Genomic DNA, 14,358 nt, shown 5'->3' with positions numbered 1-14,358 from the left:
CCAGGATAGGGCTGCAGGCGGTCGGGCAGAACATCGCTCGGTACGAGGATTTCGTCGCCGACGCGCGCGACGAGTTCTCCGTTTGGCAGAAATTCAGGCTTCAGGATGCCGACATCGATGTTGTCGGCGCGCTCAGTACCGGGCGTTTCTTGGGGCATCGAGTATTCCTATGTCCTGAATCCGTGCTTCTGCAGGATCTGGCAGGCCTCGCATTCGTCCTGGCCGGCTGGCATGAAGGGCTGGATCAGCAGCGTCGCGCCGCAGTTCCCGCACGCCTCGCTGGTCAGAGGCTTCTCGCGGCGGAGCCGCCAGTTGTGAGAACTGAGGATGTAGTTCTCGAGGCCCGGCCAATACTCCTGCATCATATCGGCTAGAAAATAGTAGAAGTTCCGGTCAAGTGGATTCTGCTCCCAACTGTTGGGAAACGAATGTCGCGCGAGGGTCCCCTGCTTGTGATAGTGGTAAAGATGCAGAACCTTCTTCTGTAAGAAGCTTAACGGATAAATGTAGTCGATGGACCCTACACGGCGGAGCGGAACGGGTCCGACAGAATAGCCGGTGGCGATCGAATTCAGAAGGCCAGCCAGCAAATCGGTCGTGTGCAGTCCGAGCGCAATCTTGTTGATCCCGCGGGATTCGGCGAAGAGTTCTAAGCCGCGGCGCGTAGTATGGTGGTCGATGTACATCGCCTTGTCGTGGTCCGCCGTCTGCATCAACTCAGGGAGAACGTCGCGGAGAGGCCGATTCAGACCGAACGCCTTCTCGACAAGCGAGGCGGGTGCAACATGGTGCTCGATACCAAGGTCGCGCGCCAGTGCGTGTGCGTGGGCATAGGTGGGCGAGCTTTCTGAATCGTAATCCTCGAAGGTCACGGCGCAGAGTTCGAACTCCGGCAGACGTGCGCGCGCATCTTGGAGCGCGATCAGGAGCGCCCCACTGTCGACGCCGCCGGACAGCCCGATCAGCACGCGGTCGCCCTCGCCAATTAGGCGAAAGTTGCAAATGGTCGTGGTGACGGTGTCACACACCATATTCACGAGTGCCTCGGGATCGAGGCTGGCTGCCTCGGCCCGCAGGCTGCCGTCGATGTCGAACATTATCCGTCGAGCGTGATAGCTGCGAGTGCCGACGCTTTTTCGCGTCTCGGCCAACGCCGCGCGGATCTCCCCAATATTATAGCCTTCGATCAGCCGGCCGACGATGTCTTGATCATCCCCGATCCGGTGGCTGTCGGGCAACACATCGCCGCCGCACTCCGACAGGACGGAGGCAGGTGGGATATCGTGCCGGCGCAAGCAGGACGCAATGGTTTCTCCCGCGACGGGATCAAGCTTAATAGAATTCCCAAGGCGGTCGATAAAGGTGAACATTTGTTCTTCATCTGATCGGGCCGGCTAGACCAAAGTCTATTTGTAGTCTGGACATAATTTGTAGTGTACGCTCCGAAGATACGTGAGCGGAACGTTATCAAAAGTCATGGCAGAGGGTGGACCGGCTACGGACGACGGTCCAACCGCGGCAGCAGCCTATCACTCACTTGCTAGCGCGCGGGTCGGCGCAGCACGTATGGAAGCGAATCAACTCCTCCTCGCGCTTCTTGGCGACCAGATCGAGAGCCACCTGAAGGGGCGCGTAGAACCCCTCTTCCTCCCGAGCAGGTGCCAGCCCTTTGCTTTCCAGCTTCATGGTTGCAGTCATATCGATTCTCCATGTCGTAACGGCTCGAAGCTGGCGCTACCGATAAACCACCTTCGTACGATAGAGTAGTCGCTGGGAGGAGCTCGCGTCAACGATCGGCGTCCGGGCATGCAGGCACTTCCTGTTGTCGACGATCAGGCAGTCGCCTGGCTCGAGGGGGAACTCGGTGGCGTCCATCCTGTGGTCGAGCAGCTCTTCGAACGCCAACAGACGCTCCGCCCACGCGCGGTCGGTCACGGCCCTGTCTCCCGACGCGTGGATCGTGAACTTCAGCCAGCGAATCCCGCTCTCGCTCAGGATAGGGGCGTGGAGCACACGCCCGCCGAATTCCTCGGCCAGCTTCCACGGCACGGGCGTCGTCGACAGCCATTTGTGCAGAGCCCGCCCGTCTGGCCCGTCCGCTAGACGCGCCTCGATCTCGTCGATCGAGATTAGTCGCGAGAGCCCGCCTTCGGCTTCGTCGTTGCGTACGCAAAAGAGGCATGTGAGGTCGTTCGGCTTCTCCCAGTCGGTCCCGTCCGTGTGCATGTGTTCGTTCAGCACGCCCGAATGCGTGCTGCCACGGTCGTTGCGGGGGCGGATTTCCCGCACAACGCGGGACCATTCGGATCCATAGGGCTCGGCGATGCGTCCAAGCGCCGCGCTTAGGGCAACCAGTATGGTGCGCCCGACCTCAACCGGAATGCCGCGTATCAAACAGCAGTACGGTGGCCGAGCAAGGATCCGTTTCCCGGTAGTGATCAAATTGTCGAAGATCTCGGGATCGGTAGAACGCACAGCTATCAAATATTGCGACTGCACGGCTGCCCTGCGAAGACTTTGATCGTCGAAAGCACTCTCAAGAACTGACGCTGCGGAAAGAGTCTTCAACCCAAAGGAGGCATTTACTGACATATCCCCGACAGAAAAAGTCATCGCTTGCCCCATCCCATTGAAACACCTTGGGATCTTATAAAAGAGCGGCTTGATCCCAGTCGACTCTCTTCATCAGCACGGCCAAGAGTTGCGCGTGAAGCGTCAGCGGCTGCCGGGGACGACCCAGCTAATTTCCGTCCATATCGCACGTGCTGCTCGGTACTCGTGAGCCTCAAGGTCAAGCCGCGTGTCCTGAAGCGCCAAAAACTCCGAGAGTTGCGCCACCGACTTCGCGCCCGGTATCACAGCCGTAACACTTGGCGTCGACTTACAGAAAGCAATTGCGGCTTGCACGGCCGACCGCTCAGGCGTCGCGAGGAATCGAAACCGATCAGCCGCGTCGATCCAGGCGACAATCTGCTCTCGACTCCAGCGGGCGCGGCAGTCGGGAGCAGCGAACGTACTGTCGCGGGTGTGGCTGCCGGTCAAGAATCCGCTGGCGAGGGGCAGGCGCGCAATGACCTGCCAGCCCCGTGCGCGGGCGGTTTTGAGCAGTCCGTTCTCAGCCGCGCGCTGGTCGAGGAGGTTGTAGATCACCTCAATCCACAACTGCCCACGCCATGCCATTAGCGCATGGTAGTCATCAACATGAGCTAGAGAGACGCCGTAGCCTTCGATCAGTCCCTCGGCAACGAGCCCCACTAGCACGTCCTCGATCCAGCCCGCGGCGAGCAAATCGGCCGGAGGCGAGTGCAGCAGCAGCACTTCAAGCCGCTCGCGTTTCAGGCGGCGGAGGCTCGCCTTTAGGCTCTCGCGCAGGAATCCGGCCTCGAAGCACTGCTGCCGGCCTGCTTCGGTTAAGTAGCCCGCCTTGCTGATCACGCGGCACTGTCCGCTTACTTCCGTGTCGTCGCCGATCAGCGTCTCGACCGTTCCATCACCGTAGATGCCGGCTGTGTCGATCAGACGGATGCCGCCATCGAGCGCTGCCCGGAGTACCGCCCGTGCGGTGTTAACTGGGACGGGGCCGTAAGCGTTGCCGCCGAGGGGCCAAGTGCCGAGACCGATCTCCGCGGTCATAGGAAGAAGGAATGTTCCGGCTTCGGAACGACCGACTGCAGGCCCGCGATCCATGACCGGACCACGTCGAGGCGCCCCTCACTGCGGTGGGCCTCGATCTGACTAAAGAGGCGATTCAGGTGATAACCTCGCCCGTTCAGTGGGCACCTCTCCGACGCGCAGGAGGCCGCGTTAATCTTCCGGAGTATGTGGCCGCGATCTTCATTGGCCCACATCGCATCGAGGGGCGCATCGGTGAGGTTGCCGATCACGGACTCTGGATCGCCATAGCGGTCCGAGCAGAGCTGCAGTTCCCCGTTCGGTGCAATCTCTGAAAACCACCCGCAGGACCGGCAAGGCGTGGCCTTCGGAAGCGTGTTCTTCGACGTCGTTTGCACATGGAACGATGCAGCCGGCGCGACCAGCCGGATGCCATACGCCGCCAGCCGCTCCGCCAGATCCCCGTTCGGACCTAGGCGGCGCCCTAGGTCGGCTACCATCGCGTCGTCGAGGCACACCTCGGCACCAACGAATGGATAGGCCGGCCGGATCACGACATAGTCAATCGCGCGCGCCTCGAACTCAGACTGCAGGGCCGTGATAAAGTCTACCGAGGTGGATAGGTCGTCAACGTTGACCCGGTCGACCACAAAGGACAGGCCGATCAGCGTTTCCGCGCCGAGCTTGGCCTTGAGCTCGATCGTGCTGCGGAGGTTGCGCAAGACCCTCTCGTGATAGGTTCGCTGGGCAGCGTAGTCGTGGTGCCGCCGGTGGATATCCTCGGACACGGCGTCAAGGCTGAAGCGGATGAAGACAAACTCGTCTTCCAAGAGCCAGCGTAGCTTCTTAGACGGAAGCAGGCTACCATTCGTAAACAAGCATTGCCGGAGGCCGCCTTCCGCTGCCCGCCGCGCGGCCTCGACGAAGTGGGGATGCATGGTCGGTTCGCCGCCGACCCACTGAATGTCGACGCGCGCCGCCACGAGCTGATCCACGACAGATAGAAGCTGCGCGCGGGACATCACGGTCCCTGGGCTGGCGTCGGGTCGGTTGAATATGTCGATATCCGACCAGTCCTGGCGCGCCGAGCGGCAACTGCACCAAGGACAGGCGAAGTTGCAGAGGTACGTAGGCGACAGCTCGACATGCAACGGCGTGACTTCGTCATAGCGCCCCTCCAGAACCAGCGCGACACGATCCTGCCAGTGCACCCACTGGCCGTCCTCGGGGCGACAGCTGTCGAATTCCGCGCGGCTGCCCCAGCGGCCGACATCGGTCGGGATCGGATATGTTGTCACTTCCTCCCTCTCTCGCTTGTTGTCCAAGACATCGCGCTCCGGACGAGCGAGGATAGGTCGGTATCCTGCCAGACTTGCGGTGCTCCGTCCCGCTCTACCCTCATCTTTTGTTGCATAATCTTGTTCCGGGCCCGGGGAAAGGGGACAAGCTGACCTTCAACCGCATTGCATAAAAAGGCCGGACAAGGTTCCCGGTACGCCGCCAGCGCGACCTATGTTAACCGAGACACGGGACATGGCCTTCGCTCAATCGACGAATGGCGCCGGGGAGGGCCTTTCCGAAACACACTGGGGGGCGAGGATGAAGACAGGGATCACCGCAAGCAGCGCGAGTGCCGACCCGGCCTGCGACATCGTCAAGATCAGGACGTTGGAGCTCGAGGGCGTGGTGCATCTCGGCCCCTTGCTCCAACTCAATGACCGTGAGGCGATCCTGGCCGACAGCCGGCTCTGGGACCTCAAGGCGTCGAGCTACAGCGACAGCCAGACCTACATTCACGGTGTCCAGTGGCTCGAGGCCATGAGCGTCTTCGCTCCACTCCGCTCGCCGCGGCTCATGTCCTTCTTGCAGTGCCTCTTCGCCGATCGGCTCGTCTGCACCGGCATCTCATTCTCGCGCATCTCCACGGGCTACCCGGGCATGGCGCTCCATTGCGACGGCAAGCCAGGGCGCTCGCAAATCTTTGGACCACAGGCGAGCTGTCCAGCCGCGGTCCGCGTCCTCGTCTACCTTGACGGCACCGATGCTGGGCGGGCGCCGCTGAAGGTAGTGCGCGGGTCGCATCTCAGCCTACACGCAGAGGCCAATCCATTTCTCCGATACTCATCCCACGAAGCGGAGGAGGACATGCTGTGCTTGCCGGGGGAGGCGATCATCATCCATCACCGTGTCTTCCACCGTGCCGGCCGGCACAATGGCGGCCCGCCGAGACACTTGATCTCCTACGGCTTCAGACCCGCCTGGGCTGGCCCTTTGGTCGCCGCACCGACACCCTCGGCCGAGGCACTCTCCCTGCTGCCGGCTGACATAAAGCCATTCTTTGAGGATCCTAACGTCGGGATGGACCCGGAGGAGGCGGCAAATTACTCCGCCGATTTCCGTGCCAGCGGCGACGGCCTGTCCCGAATACGGTGACCACCGCCGGTCGGTCGGTGAACTGGCCCCCATTTCGACCGGACACCTGGCATAAGCAGGAAGGCTCAAGGATATCCTTGAGGACAGGCTTATGTCGGATGACTATCAGCGGATCGAACTGATCACGGGGACGGCGCGTCGGCGGTATTGGTCGACGGAGCAGAAGCTTCGGATCATCGAGGAGAGTTTCGAGCCCGGGGAGACGGTGTCGTCGGTGGCCCGGCGCAATGGCGTGGCGGCGAACCTTCTGTACCGCTGGCGGCGCTTGATGAGCGAGGGAGGCGTGACGGCGGTGGGATCGGACGAGCCGGTCGTCGGCAATTCAGAAGTGCGCAAGCTCGAGGAGCGGGTGCGCGACCTGGAGCGCCTGCTCGGCCGCAAGACCATGGAGAACGAGATCCTCCGTGAGGCGTTGGCCAAGGCAAACTCAAAAAAACAGATCTTGCGGCCGCTGTCGCTGCCGAAGGGCGTTTCCCGATGAAGCGAGTGGCTGAGGCGCTTGGCGTTTCCCGCTCCAACATGGCCGAGCGGGCGCAAGGCAAGACGCCGTCGCGCGGTCCCTACCGGGAACGCGCAACGCAAGGGCTGCCGCCGGCCAACCGCAAGCGAGTCCATCGCATCATGCAGCAACACGCCATGCTGCTTCAGCGCCATACCGGCCGCCGCGAGGGGCGGGTCCACGATGGAAAGGTCATGGTCATACGCTCGAACTTGCGCTGGTGCTCCGACGGCCTGGAGTTCAACTGCTGGAACGGCGACGTCGTCCGCATGGCCTGCATCATCGATGCCTTCGATCGGGAGATCATTGCCTGGACGGCCGTATGCGGTGCCGGCATCAGCGGCTCCGATATCCGCGACATGATGCTGGAGGCGGTCGAAAAGCGCTTCGGCGCAGTGCGGGCGCCGCATCCGGTCGAGCATCTCTCCGACAACGGCAGCCCCTACACCGCCAAGGAGACGAAGGACTTCGCCGCGGCGCTGAACCTCGTCCCGTGCTTCACCCCGGTGAAGAGCCCGGAATCGAACGGCATGGCGGAAGCCTTCGTCAAAACCCTCAAGCGGGACTATGTGAGCTATGCCGGAATTTGGGTGACGCGGCCGATCAGGCGGCGTTGTGAGCCGGGGTTTCGATGACCTCGCCACCGTTGTGGAATTTGACGCCTCGCACGATCTTCGGCAACTGATTTTCGCCCTTCAACCGACGCCATGTTTTTGCGGCGGCGGTTACGAGCTTGAACACCATCAGCCTGGCGGTTTTTTGCGACAGCGATCCTTTCGTTCTTTCGTTCGCACGGTGCGATGGCGCACGGTGGCGAACACGCTTTCGATCGGGTTCGATGTGCGCAGGTGGTCCCAATGCTCGGCGGGGAAGTCGAAGAAGGCGAGCAGGGCTTCGCGGTCCATGGTCAGGCAGGCGACCGCCTTGTCGTACTTGGCGCCGTATTTGTCGGCGAACACGTCGATTGCGACCTCGGCCGCAGCCCGTGTCGGCGCGCCGTAAATCTCGCGGAGGTCCGCCTTCATGTTGACCTGGACCGATCGCGCGACTTTGTTCAGCACGTTGGCGATCTTGTGAACCCAACAGCGCTGGTGGCGGGTGACGGGGAAGACCTCGTCGATCGCCTTCCAGAAGCCGAGCGCGCCGTCGCCGATGGCGAGGTCCGGTGCAATCGCGAGCCCACGCCGCTTGACGTCGACGAGGAGCTCACGCCAGCTCTGGGCGCTCTCGCGCACCCCGGTCTGGAAGCCGACGAGTTCCTTCCTGCCCTCGGGTGTGGCGCCAATCAGCACCAGCATGCATTCGGCATTGGCTTCCATCCGCGCCTGCAGATAGACCCCGTCCGCCCACACATAAACATAGCGCCGCGCCGAGAGGTCGCGCTTCTGCCAGGCGTCGTATTCCGTCTGCCACTCCGCCGTCAGCCGGCTGATCACCGCCGGCGACAGGTTCGGCGCGTCCTTGCCGAGGAGAGCCGAGAGGGCCTCCTGGAAGTCGCCAGTCGAAATGCCACGCAGGTACAAAATCGGCAGCAGCGCATCGAGGCTCTTCGTCCGCCGCGCCCATTTTGGCAAGATCGACGAGGTGAAGCGGATCTTCTCCATCGCACCCACTTTGCCGCGGTCGCGGACCTTGGCGCGCCGAACCGCGACAGGACCGATCCCGGTCTGGATCGTCCGTTCCGGTCCATGGCCGTGACGCACGACCCGGTCACGCCCATCCGGCAACTTCACATCCTTCCACATGGCGACGAAGGCGTCGGCTTCCGCGACCAGCACCGTCGCCAGCATTCGCCGGGCGCCTTCGCGGGCAAGTTCGGTCAGGGGATCATCAATGGCGTCGGGCTGACGCAATCGAATGACGGTGGTATCTCTCGACATGGCGTATCGCTCCTTCCTGGAGGTTCTGGCAGGCTCTCACCCGCCTCGATACGCCGCCTCTCTCAAGCCGTCGTCACCCAGATTCACCCATAGCTCTAGGACTATGTTCGCATCAGCTCTTTGCCGGACGCCCAGACGGCGCTCAGGCAGATCGCCGGGTGGATCGACGACTACAACGAGATCCATCCACACTCAGCGCTCACGATGCGCTCCCCAAGGGAGTTCATCAGAGCTCAGGCCCAGTAGCCGGGTGTCCGGCGAAACGGGGGGCACTCCAGTCGGGGCCTAGGCGTGCTCCGTTACTCGTACTCGACTCGCGACACCCGTCAACGAAGGGGTCGCTCCACCCGTACGGTCACAAGCGCCCGCCGCGAGATCCGCCTCGACAACAATCCGGGTATCAAATATCCAATTGCGGGTATTCGGTCGTGCCGGCGACGTGGCCGTCCGCGCGGCGTGCACACCGGCCACTACCGGACGTCTCCCACAAAGCGCAGGAAGGCAGGCATCTAGGGAAGAAGATGATTGATCTAAAGGTACTGAGAAACGAGCCCGACCTGGTCCGAGCAGCCATTCGGGACAAGGGAGCTAACGTCGACCTCGATCTGGTCCTCGAGCTCGACCGCGACTACGTCGCGCTGCTGCGTGAGGTCGAGGAGGTCCGCGCTGAGCGCAATCGCGTATCGTCAAGCATTTCGGGCAAGCCGGATGAGGCCACCATCGCCACGGCGCGCGCTCTTCGCGAGCAGTTGGCAAGCATGGAGGCGGAACTTGCCGAGAAGAAGAAGGCCTTCTTCACGGCCTACAAGCAGGTGCCCAACATCCCGACGCACGATACGCCCGTCGGACACTCCGAGGATGAGAACCAAGTAGTCCGGCGGTGGGGCGAACGGCGGGAGTTCCCGTTCCCCGCAAAGAACCACTACGAGATCGCGCTGCACCATGACTGGATCGACAAGGAACGCGCCGCTAAAGTCGCCGGGTCGCGGTTTGCCTACATCAAGGGCGATCTAGTGAAGCTTCAGTTCGCGCTGATTTCGCTGGTATTCGACAAGATGACCGACGAAGGCTTCATCGGCTCGGTGGTCAAGGAGGCAGGGCTTGACATATCGACCCGTCCCTTCCTACCGATCCTGCCGCCCTACATGATCCGCACTGATATCTATGACGCCATGGACCGGTTGGAACCAGTAGAGGAGCGCTACCGGATTGACGGCGAGGACCTGTGGCTGCAGGGCTCGGCCGAACACGTCATCGGTTCGATGCACGCTGAGGAGATTCTCGAAGAAGCGGACATGCCACTTCGCTACTTAGGCTATGCGACTTCGTTTCGCAGTGAGGCCGGCGCCGCGGGTAAGGACCTTGAGGGGATCATCCGCCTCCACCAGTTCGACAAGATCGAGATGGAGAGCTTCACGAGCCCCGAGACCTCCCATGCGGAGCATCTTCTACTATCGGCGATCCAGGAACGTTTGATGCAACTTCTCAGGATCCCTTACCAGAAGCTGCAAAAATGTACATTCGACATCGGCAAGCCGAACGCAAAGGGATCGGACATCGAGGCCTGGTTGCCCGGCCAGCAAAAGTACCGAGAGACGCACACGGCGGACTACATGACCGACTACCAAGCGCGGCGGCTAAACACGCGCGTGCGTCGCCAGGACGGTACGCTGGAGTTTGTGCACACCAACGACGCCACAGCGTTTGCATGCGGCCGCACGATGGTGGCTATCATCGAGAACTTCCAGAACGAGGACATGACCGTCGACATCCCTGAAGTGCTGCAGGGATACATGGGCGGCCGAACGCGTATCGGCTAGTGCACTGACGCAATCATAGGATTCACAAACGACCTGCTCCCCTGGAACTGGGCCACACAACCCGACATCAAAGTCGCCGCGTAGCTCCGCCCTCGGACATCCTCGCCCGCGACGTCAAGCGACTTCCACGCGGCCTTCACCGTACTTCACCGTTCTTCACCGTATGCTTACGGTCTCTTTCTCAGTCCCTGCAAAGTTTTCCAACCAGAGCCGGCGATGCCCGAGGTCGCTATATGTGTTTGGCGCGCATTCTCGACGATCTCTGAGCTTACAAGCATATCGACGCTTTCAAGAACGCGCTGCAGGTTAGCAAAAGGTTCGCCCATGCCCATGAAAAGAACATCCACGGTGGGACTCGTCTTACAAGCTACGACTTGGTCGTACATCTCTTGGGCGCTTAAGTTGCGCCCAAGACCCATCGTCCAAGTAGCGCAATGGCGGCACGTATAGCTGCATCCTACTTGGCATGAGACACAAATTTTCTCGACGCTTCCAGCGATGAAAACACTGGCTTCCACCCTGTGGTCATCTTCGGTTTTCAAGACAACTTTTGCGGCACCGGTCTCGTCGGCAAATCTTTCAGTAATTTTCATTGTGACTTACCAAGTTCTATGCACTTGCGCCCAGAAAACGCATGGCGACCGAACGAAATCCGGTCGCTCCCGAAACGGGACCTCAGATCGTTCAGCAGATTGGCCAATTCTGAACCGAAGTAGATCGTTTCCATAAGTTCGGGGCGAAGAACTACCGCGGGATCGGGCTCATCGATCCAAACGTGCGGCACCGCCTCCATCAGCGTTTCGAAAAACTGTGATGAATGGCGCATCACCGGTGCAACAGCAATTCTCACCGGTATTCCCCTTGCAACCAATCGCCGTGCGACCCTGAGACGTTCAGAAGCCGTCGGTGTAAGCGGTTCGGTAGCCACCAGCAACTCACTGTCATCCGTGTTGATGCTAATAGATACTAGACTAGAACCCTCTGGCCAGCCTCTTCAAAAAGATCAAGATCCCTTTCGACAAGGGAGCTACGCGTCGACGCTAGCAAGAATTGAAAAGGCTGGTCAACGAGTTTAAGCAAGATCTCGCGAGTGAGTTCACGTTTCTTCTCAACGGGCTGCCAAGCGTCGGTGCGACCAGCCAAGAAGTACTCGTGCGCCACTTAACTTGGAGAGTATCTCCGCCGAGATGCCTTCAACGCTTTGATTATGTCGCCACTTTCCCCATCTGCTCGTCTCTTTAGCGTATTTTGTCTTATGCGGAACGAAACAATAGGCGCATCCAAAATTACACCCAGCGTAAGGCTCAATCGAAAAATCAAAATCACTTGCAAAAGACTTTGGCCCCTGCGCTTCAACAAGTCGCGGTGCAAAGTATGCGATCTTATCCATTCTTTAGGAGTAATGAATCACTCCTCATGGTACCCAAATTTAGCATCGTTGACCGCTTTCCTCCAGGCCCTAAAGCACCATGCCTTTGTTGGGCACCGAAAACTAGTGCGCTAGTGCGACTGATCTCGCTTCTAAGTCGGTGTCCTTTGAGGGCCCTAAGTCTTGCTCAACACCAACGCAGCGTCGTTCTGATAGTGGCTTTGTGAAGTGCAGCCGAAAACACAGTTTGGCCCTACCAGCAGGTCGGTTGATCCGCGCGGTAGCCGGCACGTGCGAGCTTTTCGTCGATGTCAGCCAAATCCAATTTGAGCTTCGCAAGGTCGACTTGAACTGTACGCAGATGCTTCACAAGCGCAGCCCTTTCAGTCACGAGATCATCGGCAGATTTCGACATATCCTAAACCTCTCGATCTGGAGTGGCCAGACGCTACTTGCTTTTGCGCGCTTCGGCGCGGCGACGAATGAGCTCGGAACACGTTTCCCATCGATCTTGTCAAGAGCCTTCCGGGCCGCGGTAACGGCTTGACCAGCCTCAAACACCTTCCCTACAGCATATGGTGGCTCGGCACCGAGCTTAACTTCCGCTCTACTCCCCACAGTACTCAAGCCTAAGGCCGAAAGCATCACGCTGTCAACGAGCTCGGCCACCGGTACCGCTGCAAGGAAGGGTGACCGATGACATGCGCAGTGCGCCCGGAAACCTGTGTCCAGTCACGTCCGCCCTGGCACCATGGCCGACGCCACCGAAACCTCGTCCCCGTGAAGCAGAAAGACGTTCGCTCGTAACGGCCCCGTAGGCCAAGCCTTCCGCCACTGGCAGACGGTATGCGGGAGACCCTCCGGAGAGATCGGCCAATCGCAAGCCACGCTGAGCCGTGGATCGCCAGCCCAAAGCTGCAGAACCGCCCGTCGCACCCTCTCGTTTGGCATCGCGATGAGTCGGAACACATCACCTTCCGGCCGCCCCATTAGGGCGCCCCCGGTCGCCGGGGAGTCGGCCACCGCGCCGCATTCAACACAGAGCAGCAGGTGCCGGGGTAAGTGCGGCGCATTTGTGCTGCTTCGAAAGACCGCGCCCGCCCGACCGCACAAGGCGCATTGGAACTGCTCTGCACTGCAGAAGACTTGGCTCAGACTAGTCCAGAGATCGAATATCTTGCCGCGCCGGCAAAGCCATCCGATGATCGCATCGTCCCTCTCAGAAGAACCTGGCTGCAGAGCCAAGTCGGGTTTTCCACCAACATGAAGACAGAACCGCAGTGCCCCGATCTCCGGTGAGACTGGCGAATAAGGTCCGACGGAGTAGTCTGGTCGCGGAAGAAGTTGTGGAGAACCGACCTTCGACGTCAGCGCCGGGTCGCCGATGAGTGCAAAGCGGCGGTTCAGACGGCGTGCCGAGGGCGAGCAGGTGACGTTCCTGATCGCCTTTCCAATAGGCTCGCCGGAAGCGAGCGCTTCGCTCACGGCCTCGGAAATCGCTAATCCGGTGAAGGCCAGTTCGAAATTGGTGACCAGCGCGCCGACGCGTCCGCCGCGGAGAATCGCGTCGAAAATGCTGAACCGGCGATCGAACAACTCGCCTGTAGCCGGGAGGCCGAAACATATGTCGAGGAACAAGACACGTGCATGCCATCGTGACGGATCGACGATGGCATCGCCAAACCTGGGTTCGTCGATCGGTCTATCGAGACGGTGACAGATCCCGCGGATCAAACAGCGCGGCCTGGCACCGATTTCTGAGATCTCGGTCCATGAATGCCAGCCGCATGCGGCCTGTCCCGGCCCCAAAAACATATCGATTCCGTCGCTGTGCGACAGGATCGAAACGAGCGCGTTAGCCTGGCGGGTCAGCGCGGTCGAGATCTTCCCATAACACCCGCCCCCCGCAATGACAGAACCGTCATCTCTCCGAGTGAAGCCTAGCTCGTCGAGAGGGAAGAGCGCCACGCGCCGGCCAGCGGGCGAATGTGCCGAGAAGCGTAGAGCCACCGCATGCTGAAGGGCCCGCGCTCGGCCTTCGGGGCCCTTGTCGGCTAGGACAAGACCCGGGGAAAAGGTCCGGGATTCAAGAAAAGGCGCCGAGAACAAGGTTTCCAAAACCTCGGGCGTGACTTGCTCTGGCTCCATAACGAGGACGGCGAATCCCGGATCCCTCATCGCCGACGCCGGTTCCGCTACGATATCTGCCTTACGACCTGTTAGCCGGGCGTAGGCCTCGGCAACGGACAAAAGGCTTGGCGTCGAAGCTCCGACCCATTCACCGGGGCGGATCGTCGGCGGCGTGCGCAAGATGCCCACGGCGTCGCTTTCCCCCAGACCGAAGGACCAAGAGAGCTGCGGCCAAGTGGTCTCCTCAGGCCGGGACAATTTCTTTGATACTACACAATACCTTTTCAACTGATGGAGGTTGAGGTTGGCAACCCTCTGATACTCCGACGATTTTCCAGATGCGCATCATGCTAGCCCTTGCCGAGATGCCGCTCTCCCCTGACGGCATCGCGATGTGCCAAGCTTGCGGTGTCAACTCACAAGCTGAAGGAGAGGGTATCCATGGGAGAGGCTACCATCATCGGCGTTGGCTTCTCAAAGAGCGTGTTCCTGCTGCAAGGGGCGGCAGATGGATCGATCATTGATAGAGGCAGGCGCGATGCCAGTCACCACATTATGAAAATCAATAGCTTAGGGCCAGAGACCGTTGGAGCCGGGTTTCTCTCCCTCCGCCAG

11 protein-coding genes and 3 pseudogenes are annotated in these 14,358 nt (G+C 60.6%); 4 read left to right on the top strand and 10 right to left on the bottom strand.

From position 1 onward, the window contains the following. Positions 1–167: 167 nt before the first annotated feature. The 5 genes from BLT60_RS23560 to BLT60_RS23545 all read right to left on the bottom strand — a co-directional run bounded on the left by BLT60_RS23560 (position 168) and on the right by BLT60_RS23545 (position 4,937). Positions 168–1,370: an asparagine synthase-related protein gene (locus BLT60_RS23560; RefSeq protein ID WP_090881278.1), complete on the bottom strand. Its 1,203-nt coding sequence runs from the start codon at positions 1,368–1,370 to the stop codon at positions 168–170. Between the two features lie 163 nt (positions 1,371–1,533). Next, entirely contained in the window at positions 1,534–1,698 is a 165-nt protein-coding gene (locus BLT60_RS24520; RefSeq protein ID WP_175478619.1) for a hypothetical protein, read from the bottom strand. 36 nt (positions 1,699–1,734) lie between these two features. Continuing rightward, on the bottom strand, positions 1,735–2,613 hold the full coding sequence (locus tag BLT60_RS23555; RefSeq protein WP_175478618.1) for a TauD/TfdA family dioxygenase: 879 nt from the start codon (positions 2,611–2,613) through the stop codon (positions 1,735–1,737). A 102-nt stretch (positions 2,614–2,715) separates the two neighbouring features. Further along, on the bottom strand, positions 2,716–3,633 hold the full coding sequence (locus tag BLT60_RS23550) for an aldo/keto reductase (RefSeq protein ID WP_175478617.1): 918 nt from the start codon (positions 3,631–3,633) through the stop codon (positions 2,716–2,718). Continuing rightward, positions 3,630–4,937 carry a radical SAM protein gene (locus tag BLT60_RS23545; RefSeq protein WP_175478616.1) on the bottom strand — a complete coding sequence of 436 codons (1,308 nt, stop codon included), beginning with the start codon at positions 4,935–4,937 and terminating at the stop codon, positions 3,630–3,632. Before BLT60_RS23545 ends, BLT60_RS23550 begins: the two co-directional genes overlap by 4 nt. A 274-nt stretch (positions 4,938–5,211) precedes the next feature. Between BLT60_RS23545 and BLT60_RS23540 the strand changes: the two genes are divergently transcribed. Beyond that, entirely contained in the window at positions 5,212–6,045 is an 834-nt protein-coding gene (locus BLT60_RS23540; RefSeq protein ID WP_175478615.1) for a phytanoyl-CoA dioxygenase family protein, read from the top strand. Positions 6,046–6,136: 91 nt separating this feature from the next. Then, positions 6,137–7,116 (top strand): annotated as a pseudogene (locus tag BLT60_RS24890) (IS3 family transposase); the annotation flags it as partial. A gap of 31 nt (positions 7,117–7,147) precedes the next feature. On the opposite strand, the pseudogene BLT60_RS23525 reads toward BLT60_RS24890, so the two are convergent. Further along, positions 7,148–8,424 (bottom strand): annotated as a pseudogene (locus BLT60_RS23525) (IS256 family transposase). A 99-nt stretch (positions 8,425–8,523) separates the two neighbouring features. Here BLT60_RS23525 and BLT60_RS23520 point away from each other — a divergent pair. After that, positions 8,524–8,670: pseudogene (locus BLT60_RS23520) on the top strand (integrase core domain-containing protein); the annotation flags it as partial. 275 nt (positions 8,671–8,945) lie between these two features. Beyond that, the gene (serS, locus tag BLT60_RS23515) at positions 8,946–10,244 is read left to right on the top strand and encodes a serine--tRNA ligase (protein WP_090881263.1); all 1,299 of its coding nucleotides are present in this window, start codon (positions 8,946–8,948) and stop codon (positions 10,242–10,244) included. A gap of 167 nt (positions 10,245–10,411) precedes the next feature. Here serS and BLT60_RS23510 read toward each other — a convergent pair whose 3' ends face one another. The 4 genes from BLT60_RS23510 to BLT60_RS23490 form a co-directional block, all read right to left on the bottom strand. Next, the gene (locus BLT60_RS23510; RefSeq protein ID WP_090881260.1) at positions 10,412–10,837 is read right to left on the bottom strand and encodes a radical SAM protein; all 426 of its coding nucleotides are present in this window, start codon (positions 10,835–10,837) and stop codon (positions 10,412–10,414) included. After that, positions 10,834–11,094 (bottom strand): hypothetical protein, encoded by a 261-nt coding sequence (locus BLT60_RS23505; RefSeq protein WP_139167950.1) that lies wholly within the window; start codon positions 11,092–11,094, stop codon positions 10,834–10,836. Before BLT60_RS23505 ends, BLT60_RS23510 begins: the two co-directional genes overlap by 4 nt. Positions 11,095–11,866: 772 nt before the next feature. Further along, positions 11,867–12,028, bottom strand: a complete 162-nt coding sequence (locus BLT60_RS24215; RefSeq protein ID WP_139167949.1) for a class I SAM-dependent methyltransferase — start codon at positions 12,026–12,028, stop codon at positions 11,867–11,869. A 317-nt stretch (positions 12,029–12,345) separates the two neighbouring features. Next, positions 12,346–13,932: a hypothetical protein gene (locus BLT60_RS23490; protein ID WP_139167948.1), complete on the bottom strand. Its 1,587-nt coding sequence runs from the start codon at positions 13,930–13,932 to the stop codon at positions 12,346–12,348. Positions 13,933–14,358: the final 426 nt, after the last annotated feature.

This window comes from Bauldia litoralis (assembly GCF_900104485.1).
Taxonomy (GTDB): Bacteria; Pseudomonadota; Alphaproteobacteria; order Rhizobiales; family Kaistiaceae; genus Bauldia; species Bauldia litoralis.
The sequence above is the reverse complement of the archived record's forward strand: the minus strand, read 5'-3'. Positions and strand labels throughout refer to the sequence as shown.